Genomic DNA, 17,219 nt, shown 5'->3' with positions numbered 1-17,219 from the left:
CATGGCAACAGTGATGAAGAAGGTCGACGCAGTGATCGTCGGTTTCGGCTGGACCGGCGCGATCATGGCCAAGGAACTGACCGAGGCCGGGCTCAATGTGCTGGCGCTGGAACGCGGGCCGATGCAGGACACCTACCCGGATGGCAACTATCCCCAGGTGATCGACGAACTCACCTACAGCGTGCGCAAGAAACTCTTCCAGGACATCTCCAAGGAGACGGTGACCATCCGCCACAGCGTCAACGACGTGGCCCTGCCCAACCGGCAACTGGGGGCCTTCCTGCCGGGCAATGGCGTGGGCGGCGCCGGCCTGCACTGGTCCGGGGTGCACTTTCGGGTCGACCCCATCGAGCTGCGCATGCGCAGCCACTACGAAGAACGCTACGGTAAGAACTTCATCCCCAAGGACATGACCATCCAGGACTTCGGCGTCAGCTATGAAGAGCTGGAGCCGTTCTTCGACTACGCGGAAAAGGTCTTCGGCACCTCGGGCCAGGCCTGGACCGTGAAGGGCCAACTGGTGGGCGACGGCAAGGGCGGCAACCCTTATGCGCCGGATCGCTCGGACCACTTCCCGCTGGAATCGCAGAAGAACACCTATTCCGCACAGCTGTTTCAGAAAGCGGCCAATGAGGTGGGCTACAAGCCCTACAACCTGCCGTCGGCCAATACCTCGGGGCCTTACACCAACCCCTATGGCGCACAGATGGGGCCGTGCAACTTCTGCGGCTTCTGCAGCGGCTACGTCTGCTACATGTACTCCAAGGCCTCGCCCAACGTGAACATCCTGCCGGCCCTCAAGCCGCTGCCGAACTTCGAGCTGCGGCCCAACTCCCACGTGCTCAGGGTCAACCTCGACAGCAGCAAGACCCGCGCCACCGGCGTCACCTACGTCGATGGCCAGGGCCGCGAGATCGAGCAGCCGGCGGACCTGGTGATCCTCGGCGCCTTCCAGTTCCACAACGTGCGCCTGATGTTGCTGTCGGGCATCGGCAAGCCCTACGACCCGATCACCGGCGAAGGCGTGGTGGGCAAGAACTTCGCCTACCAGAACATGGCCACCATCAAGGCCTACTTCGACAAGGACGTGCACACCAACAACTTCATCGGCGCCGGCGGCAACGGCGTGGCGGTGGACGACTTCAACGCCGACAACTTCGACCACGGCCCCCACGGCTTTGTCGGCGGCTCGCCGATGTGGGTCAACCAGGCCGGCAGCCGGCCCATCGCCGGCACCTCCAACCCGCCGGGTACCCCGGCCTGGGGCAGTGCCTGGAAGAAAGCCACCGCCGACTACTACACCCATCAGGTCTCCATGGACGCCCACGGAGCGCATCAGTCCTACCGTGGCAACTACCTGGATCTGGACCCGGTGTACCGCGATGCCTACGGCTTGCCCCTGCTGCGGATGACCTTCGACTGGCAGGAAAACGACATCAAGATGAACCGCTTCATGGTGGAGAAAATGGGCAAGATCGCCGAGGCGATGAACCCCAAGGCCATTGCCTTGCTGGGCAAGAAGGTCGGTGAGCACTTCAACACTGCGTCCTACCAGACCACCCACTTGAACGGCGGCGCGATCATGGGCACCGACCCCAAGACCAGCGCCCTGAACCGCTACCTGCAAAGCTGGGACGTGCACAACGTCTTCGTGCCCGGGGCTTCGGCCTTCCCTCAAGGCCTGGGCTACAACCCCACTGGCCTGGTGGCGGCGTTGACCTACTGGTCGGCCCGGGCGATCCGCGAGCAGTACCTGAAAAACCCCGGCCCGCTGGTTCAGGCATAAGGAGCGATGACCATGAAAGCACTCGTTATCGCCACCCTGGCGCTGCTGGGCAGCGCAGCCGCCAATGCTGCCGAAGCGGATCAGCAAGCCCTGGTGCAACAGGGCGAATACCTGGCCCGCGCCGGTGACTGCGTAGCCTGCCATACCGCCAAGGACGGCAAGCCGTTCGCCGGCGGGCTGCCGATGGAGACCCCCATCGGCGTGATCTATTCCACCAACATCACCCCGGACAAGACCGGCATCGGCGACTACAGCTTCGAGGACTTCGACAAAGCCGTGCGCCATGGCGTGGCCAAGGGCGGCAGCACCCTGTACCCGGCCATGCCGTTTCCTTCCTACGCCCGAGTCAGCGACGCCGACATGCAGGCGCTGTATGCCTACTTCATGAAGGGCGTGGCACCGGTGGCCCGGGACAACCAGGACAGTGACATTCCCTGGCCCCTGAGCATGCGCTGGCCGTTGTCCATCTGGCGCTGGATGTTCGCCCCGAGCGTGGAGACCCCGGCACCTGTGGCTGGCAGCGATCCGGTGATCAGCCGCGGTGCCTACCTGGTGGAAGGCCTGGGCCACTGCGGCGCCTGTCACACGCCACGGGCCCTGACCATGCAGGAGAAGGCCCTGAGCGCCAGCGATGGCAGCGACTTCCTGTCTGGCAGCGCGCCGCTGGAGGGCTGGATCGCCAAAAGCCTGCGTGGCGATCACAAGGATGGCCTGGGCAGCTGGAGCGAAGAGCAACTGGTGCAGTTCCTCAAGACCGGTCGCAGTGATCGCAGCGCGGTGTTCGGCGGCATGAGCGATGTGGTGGTCCACAGCATGCAGTACATGTCCGATTCCGACCTGACGGCGATTGCCCGCTATCTCAAGTCCCTGCCGGCCAATGACCCCAAGGACCAGCCGCACCAGTACGACAAGCAAGTGGCCCAGGCCCTGTGGAACGGTGACGACAGCAAGCCGGGCGCGGCGGTGTACATCGACAACTGCGCGGCCTGCCACCGCACCGACGGCCACGGCTACACCCGGGTGTTCCCGGCGCTGGCGGGCAACCCCGTGCTGCAATCGGCGGATGCCACCTCGCTGATCCATATCGTGCTCAAGGGCGGCACCTTGCCAGCGACCCACAGCGCGCCTTCGACCTTCACCATGCCGGCCTTCGCCTGGCGCCTGTCGGATCAGGAGGTGGCCGATGTGGTCAACTTCATCCGCAGCAGCTGGGGCAACCAGGCCTCGGCGGTGAAGCCCGGGGATGTGGCGGCGCTGCGCAACGGCGACTTGCAGAGCACCTCCAACGACGACCTGGGGCAGGTCACCAGCCACTAACCCCAAGGCCGGCGCTCGCTGCGGGCGCCGGCCCGGGATGGCCGTTCAGCCCTGGGTGAAGCGCTGGATGCCCAGGCGGCTTTCCAGTTGATAGCCGGCAATGCAGTCCGCCAGCCCGGCGGTCATCAGGTCTTGCCAGCTTGCGGGGAGCAGGCCGATGCCGTCGTGGCAGGGGCTCCAGCGCACCTCGGCGAACTTCGGGTCCGCTTCATCGAAGGGTTGCTGGCCGTTCACAGTGGCCTTTTCGATGTCCTGGGTGCACAGCTCGAATTCGCAGGCCACTCCCCACAACTGCCCGTCGGGGGCCCTGACGATGATCAGGTCGGCACCTTGTTCGTAGCTGGGGAGGTAGGCCTCTGCGGCGTAGAAAATCTTTTCCAGCGTGCCGGGTGTCCTGGGCATGCTTGTGCTCCTGTTCTTTGAGCCTGCCTTATACCCTAACGCCACACGCCCGCAGTAGCCGGCTTGTCGGCCAAGGATGCGGTACGCTTTGTGTCGCATTGGGGAACGTCCGCTGGCAGGGGTGGGTTTCGGTCCGACGGTGCTGGTCAGGTAAATCCGGCTCCATTACTGTATGTACATACAGTTATGGAGTGCTTCCATGTTCAACCCCCTGCCTCCCCGTGGTCGCGGTACCGCGAGCAATCCGCACAACCGTTTTGCGCCCAATCGTTCGGTGGCCGAGGATGATGGCTGGTACCAGGAAGTGCCGTTGACCCAGGGCACCGAGGTGCGCTTTGAAACGGCCAAGTCGATCATCACCCGCAACAGTTCGCCGGACCTGCCCTTCGACCGCTCCATCAACCCCTATCGCGGTTGCGAGCACGGTTGCATCTATTGCTACGCGCGGCCCAGCCACGCCTATTGGGACCTGTCCCCGGGGCTGGATTTCGAAACCAAGCTGATCGCCAAGAGCAACACCGCGGCCTTGCTGGAGCAGCAACTGTCCAAGCCCGGCTATCGCTGCGCACCGATCAACCTGGGGTCCAATACCGATCCCTACCAGCCCATCGAGCGCGAACAGCAGCTGACCCGGCGCACCCTGGAGGTGCTGCTGCGTTATCGACACCCGGTGACCATCGTCACCAAGGGCTCGTTGATCCTCCGGGACCTGGACCTGCTGAGCGAGCTGGCGCGCCAGCGCCTGGTGGCGGTGATGATCAGCCTGACCACTTTGGACGATGAGTTGAAGCGCATTCTCGAGCCCCGGGCGGCGGCGCCCAAGGCGCGCTTGCGGGCCATCCGGGTGATGCGCGGGGCGGGCATCCCGGTGGGCGTGCTGTGTTCGCCGATGATCCCGATGATCAACGACAGCGAGCTGGAAAGCCTGCTCAGCGAGGCCCATGCCGCGGGGGCGCAGAGCGCGGCCTACATGATGCTGCGCCTGCCCCTGGAAGTGGCGCCGCTGTTCGAGGAGTGGCTGGCGGCGCATTACCCGCAAAGGGCGGCCCATGTGCTCAGCCTGATCCGCCAGAGCCGTGGCGGTGAGCTCTACGACAGCCGTTTTGGCGCCCGCATGCGCGGTGAAGGGCCCTTCGCCGATCTGCTGGCCCAGCGTTTTGCCAAGGCGCTCAAGCGTCTGGGGCTCAACCGTCGCGAGGGTTTCGATCTCGACTGTTCAGCCTTCTGTCCGCCGGGCGGGCAGATGTCGTTGTTGTGAGCGGCATTGGCCTATCGTTGAGTAGTGGGCGCAGCGTTCCCGAGGTACTCTGGTCGCCTTTTGCCATCGCTCATAGTGGCGTTCTAGAGCCTTCCGTTCAGTTTGAGTTAAGTATTCATGGCTACCTTGTTCATCGAGTGACCTACGGGTCGCCGCCAGCGGGTCGGTGGTTTTTTTATCGATGGCTGGCGTCGTGCCGGATATTTCTGGAAAATTCACCAAATCCGACAGAGAGGATGAATCATGAGTGACAAGGATAAACAGCCGTTGGCTGCGTCGGCTCCGGCACCCACAGAAGTCGCCGAGACCGCCGATGCAGCGCTGCAGCACATCGTTGACGGCTTTTTGCATTTTCATCATGAAGTCTTCCCGCAGCAGGAAGAGCTGTTCAAGAAACTCGCCACCGCTCAGCGGCCGCGGGCGATGTTCATTGCCTGCGCCGACTCGCGCATCGTTCCCGAGCTGATCACCCAGAGCTCCCCGGGCGATCTGTTCGTGACCCGCAACGTGGGCAACGTGGTGCCGCCCTACGGGCAGATGAACGGTGGTGTCTCCACGGCGATCGAGTACGCGGTGCTGGCCCTGGGGGTGCATCACATCATCGTCTGCGGGCACTCGGATTGCGGCGCCATGCGCGCGGTACTCAACCCGCAGAGCCTGGAGAAAATGCCCACGGTCAAGGCCTGGCTGCGCCACGCCGAAGTGGCGCGGACCATGGTCCACGAGAACTGCGATTGCGCCGACGAATCCTCCAGCATGCATGTGCTGACCGAAGAGAACGTCATTGCTCAACTGCAGCACCTGCGCACCCATCCTTCCGTGGCCTCGCGCATGGCCAACGGCCAGTTGTTCATCCATGGCTGGGTCTATGACATCGAGACCAGCTCGATCAAGGCCTACGACGCCGACAAGGGGTGTTTCCTGCCTCTGGATGGCAGCCACCCGATCCCGGTAGCGACGCCCAAAGCGCGTTTCTGACCCCACCTCAATCCCCCTGAGTGGTTGTAGCCAGGGCTGCCATCTGGCGGCCCGGCTTTGCCACGCCTGAAGAAAAGTCGGGAGAACTGTCATGCGTGCAGCACAGTTGAAAAGTGTCCTGCCACGGGAGCTGCTGGCTTCGGTGGTGGTGTTTCTGGTGGCCCTGCCCCTGTGCATGGGGATCGCCATTGCCTCGGGCCTGCCGCCGGCCAAGGGCCTGATCACCGGGATCATCGGTGGCCTGGTGGTGGGCTGGCTGGCGGGCTCGCCCTTGCAGGTCAGCGGGCCGGCGGCCGGGTTGGCGGTGCTGGTGTTCGAGCTGGTGCGCCAGCATGGGGTGGCCATGCTCGGGCCGATCCTGCTGCTGGCCGGGCTGCTGCAATTGCTGGCCGGGCGCCTGCGCCTGGGTTGCTGGTTCCGGGTCACGGCGCCAGCGGTGGTCTACGGCATGCTGGCGGGCATCGGCGTGCTGATCGTGCTGTCCCAGGTGCATGTGATGCTCGATGCCGCGCCCCAGGCCTCGGGCCTGGATAACCTTGTGGGCTTTCCCCAGGCTCTGGCGCAGGCCTTGCCGAGCCTGGGGTGGCAGGCTGGCTTGCTGGGGTTGGCGACCATCGCGGTGATGTGGGGCTGGGACAAGTGGCGGCCCCAGGCGCTGCGGTTCATCCCCGGTGCCCTGCTCGGTGTCGGGCTGGCGACCCTGGCCAGCCTGCTGCTGGCGCTGCCGGTGAAGCGCGTCGAGGTGCCGGCCAACCTGGCCGAGGCCATCGACTGGCTGCGCCCCGCCGACCTGCTCAACCTGGCGGACCCCAACCTGCTGATCGCCGCCTTCGCCGTGGCCTTTATCGCCAGTGCCGAAACCCTGCTGTCCGCCGCCGCGGTGGATCGCATGCACAGCGGCCAGCGCTCGGACTTCGACCGTGAACTGTCGGCCCAGGGCGTGGGCAACATGCTCTGCGGTCTGCTGGGTGCCCTGCCCATGACCGGGGTCATCGTGCGCAGCTCGGCCAATGTCCAGGCCGGGGCCCAGACCCGTTATTCGACGATTTTCCATGGCCTGTGGCTGCTGGGTTTCGTGCTGGTGCTGTCCAGCGTGCTGCAGAGCATTCCGGTGGCGAGCCTGGCGGGGGTGCTGGTCTACACCGGCTTCAAGCTGGTGGACCTCAAGGTCTTTCGCGGCCTGGGGCGCTACGGGCGCATGCCGATGCTGACTTACGCGGTGACGGCCCTGGCGATTGTCTTCAGCGATCTGCTGACCGGGGTACTGATCGGCTTTGCCCTGACCCTGGCCAAGCTGGCGTTCAAGGCATCGCGCTTGAAGATCAGCCTGATCGACCTGGCAGAGGAAGGCGAGATGGAGTTGCGTCTGGTCGGCGCTGCGACCTTTCTCAAGGTGCCGGCCCTGACTCGGGTACTGGCGACGATTCCCCCGGCCACCACTGTGCATGTGCCCCTCAGCAACCTCAGTTATATCGACCATGCGTGCCTGGAGTTGCTGGAAGACTGGAATCGGGCCAACAGTGCCAAGGGCTCGCGGCTGGTGATCGAAACGCGGGGCTTGAAGCGGCGCCTGGAGGGCCGGTTGACCACCACCAGCGGCGTGGGGGCGGCTGCGGCGAGAGGTTGAATCGCCGGTTGGGCGAGAGGGGCTTGGGCGAGCCAGGCCCTTCGCCACAAGGCTCGCTGCGAGCCTTGCTGGCGAGGAGTGGGTCAGGCGGCTGGCTGGTCGAGTTCCAGTTCCACGCCCAGTTGGCGTGACAGGCAAGGCCAGCGTTTCCAGGCGGCCTCGGTGTCCGGGCTGCTGAGTTTCTCGCGGTAGGCTTCCACCGACTCCAGGGCGAAGCTTTCTTCGTCGAGCATGGCGTCGACGGCGTGGTGCACCGCTTCGTCCAGCTGGTTGGCGAAGGTTTCGCCGATCAGTTGGTGGGCGATGAGGTTGGCGACAGTCATGTCCAGGGGGATCAGCGGACGGCCGAAATGCTTGATGTACAGGTCGTTGACCTCTTCCACCAGACGGTGGGCCAGATAGGCTTCATCCAGCAGGCCGTCGAGGCCGACGTGGCCATCCATGATGGCCGGCGGCTGGAGGAAGAATTGCTCGGCGATCTTCAGCACCGGCTTGATCTGCGACTCGATGCCGGCTTCCCGGGCTACAGAGTTGGCGGCGTCCAGAAGGTCTGGAACCTGGTCGATGTAGGCGCTGACAAAACGGGTCATGACGCCCTTGGCGTCGACTTCGGGCAGCTGGATGGCGGGGTGCAGGTGAGGCAATTGGCTCTCCAACTGACGGGTCAGGAGGCCGGTACTGGCTTCGTGCTGCTGGGCCAGTTTGATCTGCTCGCGCAATGCGGCGGTGTTCATGAAAACTCCAGGGAACAAGGGCAATTGAATAGGGAGAACATAAGTTAGCCTGCTTACAAAAGCGCTTAAGACGCATTTGTCATAATTATTTCATGCTTAGTCACCACGGTTATATCGTTTCGCCATCCAGGGCACTCGATCCCTTTCCCGCCGTGGCCTGCAAACCTCCTTATTAGTGTTTCAGCTGATTTACGCCCTCGCGTTGCGAGGTGGGAGTCGCTGTCTATACTCGCCCTTGTATGAAGTTAGCTGATGACGCCCGACTGCAAATGCAGCGAAGGCTCGGCCGGTTTAAGTTCGTAGTCTAGGCAGCCGCTCCCTTGCCGCAGGTGTTAAGCCGGCGGGATAACAAGAACGATAAGGGGAACCCGCAATGATGCGACATCCACATGTCTGGATGGGCCTCCTGTTGTGGTCGGTATTCAGCCAGGCGCAAGCCGCCTGGACCGTGAATATGACGCCTGGGGCGACCGAGATAAGCCACGCGGTATTCGACCTGCACATGACCATCTTCTGGATCTGTGTGGTGATCGGCGTCATCGTCTTCGGTGCGATGTTCTGGTCGATGATCGTTCACCGCCGTTCCGTCGGCCAGGTCCCGGCCAAATTCCACGAAAGCACCACGGTGGAAATCCTCTGGACCATCATTCCCTTCCTGATCCTGGTGGCCATGGCCGTGCCTGCCACGGCGACGCTGATCAAGATGTACGACACCAGCGAGCCGGACGTGGATATCCAGATCACCGGCTATCAGTGGAAGTGGCACTACAAATACCTCGGCCAGGACGTGGAGTTCTTCAGCAACCTGGCCACCCCCGCCGACCAGATCCACAACCAGAGCACCAAGGGCGAGCACTACCTGCTGGAGGTCGACCAGCCGTTGGTACTGCCGGTGGGCGCCAAGGTGCGCTTTCTGGTGACCGCCGCCGACGTCATCCACTCCTGGTGGGTGCCGGCCTTTGCGGTCAAGCGTGATGCTATCCCGGGTTTCGTCAACGAAGCCTGGACCCGGGTCGACAAGCCCGGCATCTACCGTGGCCAGTGCGCCGAGCTGTGCGGCAAGGACCACGGCTTCATGCCGATCGTGGTGGAGGTCAAGAGCCAGGCCGACTACGACACCTGGATGGGCGAGCGCAAGGCCGAGGCGGCCAAGCTCAAGGAACTGACCAGCAAGGAATGGACCCTAGACGAGCTGGTGGCCCGCGGTGACAAGATCTACCACACCACCTGCGTTGCCTGTCACCAGGCGGAAGGCCAGGGCCTGCCGCCGATGTTCCCGGCCCTCAAGGGCTCGAAGATCGCTACCGGGCCCAAGGAGGCTCACCTGAGCCTGGTGTTCCACGGCAAGCCGGGCACCGCCATGGCGGCCTTCGGCAAGCAGCTGTCGGAAGTCGACATCGCCGCCGTCGTCACCTACGAACGCAACGCCTGGGGCAACAACAAGGGCGACATGGTGACGCCCAAGGAAGTCCTGGCGCTGAAGCAGGCGGAAAGCAAATGAGCCGGCTCATGGGGTATGTGCGCAACCGGTCGCGGCGTCTCGCCGCCGATCATCCAGTCCATTCGCTCGCAGGAGACAGGACATGAGTGCTGTGATCGATGACCACGGCCACGCCGGCCATGATGACCACGCCCATGGCCCGGCCAAGGGCCTGATGCGCTGGGTACTGACCACCAACCACAAGGACATCGGCACCCTGTACCTGTGGTTCAGCTTCTGCATGTTCCTGCTGGGCGGCTCGTTCGCCATGGTGATCCGTGCCGAACTGTTCCAGCCCGGGCTGCAGATCGTCGAGCCGGCGTTCTTCAACCAGATGACCACCATGCATGGCCTGGTGATGGTCTTCGGTGCGGTGATGCCGGCCTTCGTCGGCCTGGCCAACTGGATGATCCCGTTGATGATCGGCGCGCCGGACATGGCCCTGCCGCGGATGAACAACTTCAGCTTCTGGCTGCTGCCGGCGGCCTTCCTGTTGCTGATCTCGACCCTGTTCATGCCCGGCGGCGGGCCGAACTTCGGCTGGACCTTCTATGCCCCCCTGTCCACCACCTACGCCCCGGAAAGCGTGACCTTCTTCATCTTCGCCATCCACCTGATGGGCGTCAGCTCGATCATGGGCGCGATCAACGTGATCGCCACCATCCTCAACCTGCGAGCCCCGGGCATGACCCTGATGAAGATGCCCCTGTTCGTCTGGACCTGGCTGATCACCGCCTTCCTGCTGATTGCAGTGATGCCGGTACTGGCCGGGGTGGTGACCATGATGCTGATGGACATCCATTTCGGCACCAGCTTCTTCAGTGCGGCCGGCGGCGGTGACCCGGTGTTGTTCCAGCACGTGTTCTGGTTCTTCGGCCACCCCGAGGTGTACATCATGATCCTGCCGGCCTTCGGCGCGGTCAGCTCGATCATCCCCACCTTCAGCCGCAAGCCACTGTTCGGCTACACCTCGATGGTCTATGCCACCGGGGCGATCGCCTTCCTGTCGTTCATCGTCTGGGCGCACCACATGTTCGTGGTGGGCATCCCGCTGGTGGGCGAGCTGTTCTTCATGTACGCCACCCTGCTGATCGCCGTGCCCACTGGAGTCAAGGTGTTCAACTGGGTGAGTACCATGTGGCAGGGCTCGCTGACCTTCGAGACACCGATGCTGTTCGCGGTGGCCTTCGTCATCCTGTTCACCATCGGCGGTTTCTCCGGGCTGATGCTGGCCATTGCTCCGGCGGACTTCCAGTACCAGGACACCTACTTCGTGGTGGCGCACTTCCACTACGTACTGGTGCCGGGGGCGATCTTCGGGATCTTCGCCTCGGCCTACTACTGGCTGCCCAAGTGGACCGGGCACATGTACGACGAGACCCTGGGCAAGCTGCACTTCTGGCTGTCCTTCGTCGGCATGAACATGGCGTTCTTCCCCATGCACTTCGTGGGGCTGGCGGGCATGCCGCGGCGGATCCCGGACTACAACCTGCAGTTCGCCGACTTCAACATGGTGTCCTCCATCGGTGCCTTCACTTTCGGTGCGACGCAGATCTTCTTCCTGTTCATCGTCATCAAGTGCATCCGCGGCGGCAAAGCGGCTCCGGCCAAACCCTGGGAAGGTGCCGAAGGCCTGGAGTGGAGTATTCCCTCGCCGGCGCCGTACCACACCTTTGTCACCCCGCCGGAAGTGAAATGAACATCTGTGCTGTAGGAGCGAGCTCGCTCGCGAAGGCGCCAGAGGGTGGTGCCCGCTTCGCCGGCAAGCCGGCTCCTACAGGCTTGGGAGGACGTTGAGATGGCCGAGGTAACGCTGAAGAAACTGGTGACCCGCCTGTTGCTGGTGGTGGTGGCGATGTTCGTCTTCGGTTTTGCCCTGGTGCCGATCTACGACGTGATGTGCAAGGCCCTGGGGATCAACGGCAAGACCGGTGGGCAGTATGCGGACCAGGGGCAGCAGGTGGATGTATCGCGCCAGGTGCGGGTGCAGTTCCTGTCCACCAATGCCATCGACATGGTCTGGGATTTCTATCCCAAGTCCGATGACATCGTGGTCCATCCGGGGGCGGTGAACGAGATGATCTTCATCGCCCGCAACCCCAGCGACCACCCGATGAGCGCCCAGGCGATCCCGAGCATCTCCCCCAGCAGCGCGGCCATGTATTTCCACAAGACCGAGTGCTTCTGCTTTACCCAGCAGGTGCTGCAGCCGGGCGAGAAGATCGAGATGCCGGTGCGTTTCATCGTTGACCGTGACATGCCCAAGGATGTGAAGCACCTGACGCTGGCTTACACGCTGTTCGATATCACCGCGCGTCATCCACCGGTGGCGGTTGCCGCCAAGAACGGTGGCTAGACGATCTAGCGTGCCCGATAAGGAGAACAACCCATGGCGACTCATGAGCACTATTACGTTCCCGCCCAGAGCAAGTGGCCGATCATCGCAACGGTGGGCATGTTCGTCACCGTGGTGGGCCTGGGCACCTGGTTCAATGACCTCAAGGCTGCGCGACCGGAATCCCACGGCCCGCTGATCTTTTTCGTCGGCGGCCTGCTGCTGGCCTACATGCTGTTCGGCTGGTTTGGTGCGGTGGTCAAGGAAAGCCGCGCCGGGCTCTACAGCGCCCAGCTCGATCGCTCGTTCCGCTGGGGCATGAGCTGGTTCATCTTTTCCGAAGTGATGTTCTTCATGGCCTTCTTCGGCGCGCTGTTCTATGTGCGGCACATGTCCGGGCCCTGGCTCGGCGGTGAGGGGCACAAGGGCATCGCCCACATGCTGTGGCCGAACTTCGAGTTCGTCTGGCCGCTGCTCAACAACCCCGACCCGAAACTCTTTCCGCCGCCCAAGGGCACCATCAGCCCCTGGGGCCTGCCGCTGCTCAACACCATCCTGCTGGTGAGTTCCAGCGTCACCGTGACCATCGCCCACCACGCCTTGAAGAAAGGCCATCGGGGCGCGCTGAAGATCTGGCTGGCGCTGACGGTGCTGCTGGGTTGCGCCTTCCTGGGCTTTCAGGCCGAGGAATACATCCATGCCTACCACGAGCTGGGGCTGACCCTGGGTTCGGGGATCTACGGCGCCACCTTCTTCATGCTCACCGGTTTCCACGGTGCCCACGTGACCATTGGCACCCTGATCCTGTTCGTGATGCTGATGCGCATCATGCGCGGGCATTTCGACGCCGAGCACCAGTTCGGCTTCGAGGCCGCCAGCTGGTACTGGCACTTCGTCGACGTGGTCTGGATCGGCCTGTTCGTTTTCGTCTACGTGCTCTGAGGCGCCCTACCAAGGCGCGTGGGAGACCAGCTGGCCGCTGAAGAAACCCCAGGCGATCAAGCCGACGGTGACCACGGCCAGCGCGACCCGAATGCTCAGTGAGGTCACCAGGCGCTTGGATGAACTGTCGTCCTTGACCAGAAAGAACAGGCCGCTGAACAGGCTGACAACCGTGGCAATCAGCATCAGGACGATGGCTGCTTTGAGCATGGTGGGACTCCGGGGGAAACGCGATGTACAGCAGTATAGCGAGTGGATTTCTCAGCCTTGCAGGCCAGCCATGAAGGGCTTCCGGCCGGGCATCGGGCCGACCCTGGTGGTGCTTTTGCTGCTGCCGGTGCTGGTTGCCCTGGGCTTCTGGCAACTGGGCCGGGGCGAGCAGAAGCGCCAGTTGTTGGCCAGCTACGCCGAGCGCCGAGCGGCGGAGCCGGTGGCCCTGTTCGAGCTGTTGGCCAGCGAGGATCCGGCTTTTCGCCGGGTACGCCTGCACGGTCATTTCGATGCCGACCACAGCCTGTTGCTGGATAACCGCCTGCATGACGGCAAGGTCGGGGTCGAGCTGCTGCAACCCTTCCTCGACCAGGCCAGCGGTCGCTGGCTGCTGGTCAACCGCGGCTGGCTGCCCTGGCCCGACCGGCGCACGCCTCCCGTATTCAGCACTCCGCAGCAGAACCTGAGCCTGGATGCCCGGGTCTACGTTTCGCCGGGCGCGGCATTCCAGCTGCACGCCGACCCCAGCGGTGCGATCTGGCCGCGGCTGATTACCGCCGTGGCGCCACAAGCGCTCTGGGCCGAGCTGGGCCGCAGCGGTTTCGACCATGAAGTGCGCCTGGAGTCGGGCCCGGGTGCCTACCTGACCGAATGGCCGGTGGTCGCCATGGGCCCGGAAAAACACCAGGCCTATGCGGTGCAGTGGTTCGCCATGGCCCTGGCGCTGTTCGCTCTCTATCTCTATTTCGGCTGGCACAACACTCGGGAGAAACGCCATGGGAACGGCCATGAATCCACCCAACATCTCTGACGCCCAAGCGCCCAACCGGCGGCGCGGCCGCTGGCAACTGGTGCTGATCCTGCTGATGGTGATCGGCCCGATGATCCTTGCCACCGGCATGTACAAGCTGCAGTTCTGGGTACCGGAAAGCCGCAGCTATCACGGCGAGCTGATCGGCAATGGCCAGACCCGCGCCCAGATCGGCGTGCAGGCCGAGGAGGATCGCTGGCAGGTTCTGGTCACCGCGCCCGGGGAGTGCGCAGTGGATTGCCAGCAACTGGTGTACCTGGCGCGGCAGATCCAGATCGCCCTGGGCCGTGATGCCTCGCGGGCCAGCCATGCCCTGGCCAGCGCCCGGCCCCTGAGCGCCGAATACGAAGCCAAGCTGCAGCGTGAATACCCGCAACTGCAACGCTACCCCCTGGACCTGGCGACCTTCACCAAGGGCGCCAACGACAAGGAGGCGCCGCAACTGTGGATCGTCGACCCCCACAGCAACCTGGTGCTGCGCTACGACGCCCGGGTCAAGGGCAAGGACCTGCTCAACGACCTGCGCCACCTGCTGAAACTGTCGAACATCGGATAAGGGCATCGTCATGGCCAAACCTGGATTTCGCCTCGCGTTGTTTGCCACCTTGCTGGCACTGATCGTGGTGCTGCTGGGCGCCTACACCCGGCTGACCCATGCCGGCCTCGGCTGTCCGGACTGGCCCGGCTGCTACGGCTTTATCAGCGTGCCCAAAAGCGAAGCCCAACTGGCCCATGCCGAACTGCACTTTCCCGACACCCCGGTGGAAGCCCACAAGGGCTGGAACGAGATGATCCACCGATACTTCGCCGGCACCCTGGGGCTGCTGATCGTGCTCCTGGCGGCCCGGGCCTGGACCCATCGCCGGCATCCGGGGCAGCCCCTGAAGCTGCCGCTGTTCCTCCTGGCAGTGGTGTTCGCCCAGGCGGCCTTCGGCATGTGGACGGTGACCCTCAAGCTCTGGCCGCAAGTGGTCACCGCGCACCTGCTGGGCGGTTTCGCCACCCTGAGCCTGTTGTTCCTGCTGACCTTGCGCCTGTCCGGGGTATTGCCGGCGCTGATCGTGCCGCGGCGCTTGCAGTACTGGGCCACCGCCGGGCTGGTGCTGGTGATCGGGCAGATCGCCCTGGGCGGCTGGGTCAGTTCCAACTACGCGGCGGTAGCCTGTATCGACCTGCCCACCTGCCATGGCCAGTGGTGGCCGAACATGGATTTCGCCAACGGCTTCCATCTGACCCAGCACATCGGCCCCAACTACCTGGGCGGGCAACTGGACAGTGATGCCCGCACCGCCATCCACATGACCCACCGGGTCGGCGCGGTGCTGGTGACCCTGGTGTTGCTGGGCCTGGCCTGGCAGCTGCGGCAGACCGGCATGACCCGCCTGGCCGGGCTGGTGCTGGTGGCGCTGGGGGCGCAGGTCAGCCTGGGCCTGAGCAACGTGTTCTTTCATTTGCCACTGCCGGTGGCCGTGGCCCACAACGCCGGGGGGGCGGCGCTGCTGCTGACCCTGGTGCTGGTCAACTACCACGCCCGTACCAGCCTGGTACGGGCCCGGGATCGCCTGCCCCTGGGCTGGCGGCTCAGCCCGCGTAAACAGATGGCGGGTCCCATCACCATCAAAGGAGAGATGCCATGGCGACTCTGATCAGCGAACGTCAGCATCCCCAGGCCATCTGGCGCGATTACCTGGAGCTGACCAAACCCAAGGTGGTGGTGCTGATGCTGATCACCTCGCTGGTGGGCATGTTCCTCGCCACCCGCGCCGGGGTTCCGTGGACGGTGCTGGTGTTCGGCAACCTGGGCATTGCCCTGTGCGCGGGTGGCGCGGCGGCGGTCAACCATGTGGTGGATCGGCGCATCGACGCGCTGATGGCCCGGACCCACAAACGGCCCCTGGCCGAAGGCCGGGTATCGCCACGAGCGGCGCTGGCCTTTGCCCTGCTCCTGGCGCTAGCCGGGCAGGCGCTGCTGCTGACCTTCACCAATCCACTCACGGCCTGGCTGACCCTGGCCTCGCTGCTGGGCTATGCGGTGGTCTACACCGGGTTTCTGAAACGTGCGACGCCGCAGAACATCGTGATCGGTGGGCTGGCCGGCGCGGCTCCACCGTTGCTGGGCTGGGTCGCCGCCACCGGGCACATGAGCGCAGAACCGCTGCTGCTGGTGCTGATCATCTTCGCCTGGACCCCGCCGCACTTCTGGGCCCTGGCCATCCACCGCAAAGAGGAGTACGCCAAGGCCGATATCCCGATGCTGCCGGTCACCCATGGCGAGCACTACACCAAGGTGCACATCCTGCTCTATACCTTTGCCCTGCTGGCGGTGAGCCTGCTGCCCTATGTCATCCACATGAGTGGCGTGCTGTACCTGGTGTGCGCCCTGGCCCTGGGCGGGCGCTTCCTGCAATGGGCCTGGGTGCTGTACCGTGGCACTCGGCCGCACGCGGCGATCAACACCTTCAAGTACTCTATTTATTACTTGTTCCTGCTGTTCATCGCCCTGCTCGTAGACCACTACCTATTGTTGAACCTATGACTCGAACTCAGAAAACCGTCTTTATTCTCGTTGCCCTGGTGGCCCTGGTGCTGGGGCTTACCGTCAACAAAGTACTGTCCGGCAAGGGTCAGGGCGACCCCACTGCACTGATCGATGCGGGCATCATCCTGCTGCCGCAAAGCCGTACCCTGCCTGCGGTGAAGATGGTCGACCAGGACGGCCAGCCAGTGGTGATCGACGAGTTGAAGGGCAAATGGTCGCTGCTGTTCTTCGGCTACACCTTCTGCCCGGACATCTGCCCCACCACCCTGGCGCAGTTGCGGCAGATCAAGAGCGAGCTGCCCAAGGAAGCGGTGGACAAGCTGCAGGTGGTCCTGGTCAGCGTCGACCCCAACCGTGATACCCCGCAGCAGCTCAAGCAGTACCTGGGCTACTTCGACAAGGACTTCAAGGGCCTGACCGCCTCCTCGGTGGAAGACCTGCAGAAGCTCGCCAACGCCGTGAGCATTCCCTTCATCCCGGCCGATACCAGCAAGCCCAACTACACCGTGGACCACAGCGGCAACCTGGCGGTGATCGGCCCGGACGGTACCCAGCGCGGTTTCATCCGTGCTCCGTTGAACAACCAGAAGCTGGTGGCCCAACTGCCGGTGATGCTGCAGCGCAAATAACGCTACATGCTCGAACCGCCGAACCGCCGAACCGCCGAACCGCCGAACCGCCGAACCGCCGAACCGCCGAACCCTGTAGCCGCTGCCGCAGGCTGCGATCGGCCTCGAAGAGGACGCGCTCCTGAGGCCCTCGGAAGACGCTGGGCGCCTTATCCCGGCCTTCGGCAGCGG

General features: G+C 64.0%; 17 protein-coding genes. 14 read left to right on the top strand and 3 right to left on the bottom strand.

Features of this window, described 5'->3' with window-relative positions; all coding sequences use genetic code 11:
- Position 1 precedes the first annotated feature (1 nt).
- Positions 2 to 1,786, top strand: a complete 1,785-nt coding sequence (locus A9971_RS16795; protein WP_015633637.1) for a GMC family oxidoreductase — start codon at positions 2 to 4, stop codon at positions 1,784 to 1,786.
- Positions 1,787 to 1,798: 12 nt separating this feature from the next.
- Positions 1,799 to 3,103, top strand: a complete 1,305-nt coding sequence (locus A9971_RS16790; RefSeq protein WP_123431158.1) for a cytochrome c — start codon at positions 1,799 to 1,801, stop codon at positions 3,101 to 3,103.
- Between the two features lie 45 nt (positions 3,104 to 3,148).
- On the opposite strand, the gene A9971_RS16785 is transcribed toward A9971_RS16790, so the two are convergent.
- On the bottom strand, positions 3,149 to 3,505 hold the full coding sequence (locus A9971_RS16785; RefSeq protein ID WP_065364963.1) for a hypothetical protein: 357 nt from the start codon (positions 3,503 to 3,505) through the stop codon (positions 3,149 to 3,151).
- 199 nt (positions 3,506 to 3,704) lie between these two features.
- Here A9971_RS16785 and A9971_RS16780 point away from each other — a divergent pair, with 199 nt between their 5' ends.
- From A9971_RS16780 to A9971_RS16770, 3 genes are all read left to right on the top strand, one after another.
- On the top strand, positions 3,705 to 4,763 hold the full coding sequence (locus A9971_RS16780; protein ID WP_011058445.1) for a PA0069 family radical SAM protein: 1,059 nt from the start codon (positions 3,705 to 3,707) through the stop codon (positions 4,761 to 4,763).
- Between the two features lie 243 nt (positions 4,764 to 5,006).
- Positions 5,007 to 5,741, top strand: coding sequence for a carbonic anhydrase (locus A9971_RS16775; protein ID WP_011058446.1), 735 nt, complete (start codon positions 5,007 to 5,009; stop codon positions 5,739 to 5,741).
- A gap of 91 nt (positions 5,742 to 5,832) precedes the next feature.
- Positions 5,833 to 7,368 carry a SulP family inorganic anion transporter gene (locus tag A9971_RS16770; RefSeq protein ID WP_011058447.1) on the top strand — a complete coding sequence of 512 codons (1,536 nt, stop codon included), beginning with the start codon at positions 5,833 to 5,835 and terminating at the stop codon, positions 7,366 to 7,368.
- Between the two features lie 83 nt (positions 7,369 to 7,451).
- On the opposite strand, the gene A9971_RS16765 is transcribed toward A9971_RS16770, so the two are convergent.
- Positions 7,452 to 8,102, bottom strand: a complete 651-nt coding sequence (locus A9971_RS16765; protein ID WP_015633641.1) for a hypothetical protein — start codon at positions 8,100 to 8,102, stop codon at positions 7,452 to 7,454.
- A gap of 373 nt (positions 8,103 to 8,475) precedes the next feature.
- Between A9971_RS16765 and coxB the strand changes: the two genes are divergently transcribed.
- From coxB to A9971_RS16745, 4 genes are all read left to right on the top strand, one after another.
- The gene (gene coxB, locus A9971_RS16760; RefSeq protein WP_011058449.1) at positions 8,476 to 9,603 is read left to right on the top strand and encodes a cytochrome c oxidase subunit II; all 1,128 of its coding nucleotides are present in this window, start codon (positions 8,476 to 8,478) and stop codon (positions 9,601 to 9,603) included.
- Positions 9,604 to 9,685: 82 nt separating this feature from the next.
- The gene (gene ctaD, locus A9971_RS16755) at positions 9,686 to 11,281 is read left to right on the top strand and encodes a cytochrome c oxidase subunit I (RefSeq protein ID WP_011058450.1); all 1,596 of its coding nucleotides are present in this window, start codon (positions 9,686 to 9,688) and stop codon (positions 11,279 to 11,281) included.
- 99 nt (positions 11,282 to 11,380) lie between these two features.
- Positions 11,381 to 11,938 (top strand): cytochrome c oxidase assembly protein, encoded by a 558-nt coding sequence (locus A9971_RS16750; RefSeq protein WP_011058451.1) that lies wholly within the window; start codon positions 11,381 to 11,383, stop codon positions 11,936 to 11,938.
- Between the two features lie 33 nt (positions 11,939 to 11,971).
- On the top strand, positions 11,972 to 12,859 hold the full coding sequence (locus tag A9971_RS16745) for a cytochrome c oxidase subunit 3 (protein WP_019095612.1): 888 nt from the start codon (positions 11,972 to 11,974) through the stop codon (positions 12,857 to 12,859).
- 6 nt (positions 12,860 to 12,865) lie between these two features.
- Here A9971_RS16745 and A9971_RS16740 read toward each other — a convergent pair whose 3' ends face one another.
- Positions 12,866 to 13,069: a twin transmembrane helix small protein gene (locus A9971_RS16740; RefSeq protein ID WP_011058453.1), complete on the bottom strand. Its 204-nt coding sequence runs from the start codon at positions 13,067 to 13,069 to the stop codon at positions 12,866 to 12,868.
- A 70-nt stretch (positions 13,070 to 13,139) separates the two neighbouring features.
- Here A9971_RS16740 and A9971_RS16735 point away from each other — a divergent pair, with 70 nt between their 5' ends.
- Genes A9971_RS16735 through A9971_RS16715 form a run of 5 tightly spaced genes read left to right on the top strand, consistent with a single transcriptional unit; the run spans position 13,140 to position 17,048 of the window.
- Positions 13,140 to 13,880: an SURF1 family protein gene (locus tag A9971_RS16735; protein ID WP_183001287.1), complete on the top strand. Its 741-nt coding sequence runs from the start codon at positions 13,140 to 13,142 to the stop codon at positions 13,878 to 13,880.
- Entirely contained in the window at positions 13,846 to 14,436 is a 591-nt protein-coding gene (locus tag A9971_RS16730; protein ID WP_015633644.1) for a hypothetical protein, read from the top strand. Before A9971_RS16735 ends, A9971_RS16730 begins: the two co-directional genes overlap by 35 nt.
- A 10-nt stretch (positions 14,437 to 14,446) precedes the next feature.
- Complete coding sequence (locus A9971_RS16725) at positions 14,447 to 15,526, top strand: heme A synthase (protein WP_019095615.1); 1,080 nt, start codon at positions 14,447 to 14,449, stop codon at positions 15,524 to 15,526.
- Positions 15,514 to 16,416 (top strand): heme o synthase, encoded by a 903-nt coding sequence (cyoE, locus tag A9971_RS16720; RefSeq protein WP_011058457.1) that lies wholly within the window; start codon positions 15,514 to 15,516, stop codon positions 16,414 to 16,416. The genes A9971_RS16725 and cyoE overlap by 13 nt, the downstream gene beginning before the upstream one ends.
- The gene (locus A9971_RS16715; RefSeq protein WP_015633647.1) at positions 16,413 to 17,048 is read left to right on the top strand and encodes an SCO family protein; all 636 of its coding nucleotides are present in this window, start codon (positions 16,413 to 16,415) and stop codon (positions 17,046 to 17,048) included. Before cyoE ends, A9971_RS16715 begins: the two co-directional genes overlap by 4 nt.
- Positions 17,049 to 17,219: the final 171 nt, after the last annotated feature.

It is taken from the genome of Pseudomonas sp. UME65 (assembly GCF_014170225.1).
In the GTDB taxonomy this organism is placed as follows: domain Bacteria; phylum Pseudomonadota; class Gammaproteobacteria; order Pseudomonadales; family Pseudomonadaceae; genus Aquipseudomonas; species Aquipseudomonas protegens.
Note: the sequence above shows the minus strand (reverse complement) of the source record. Positions and strands in the feature narration are given on the sequence as shown.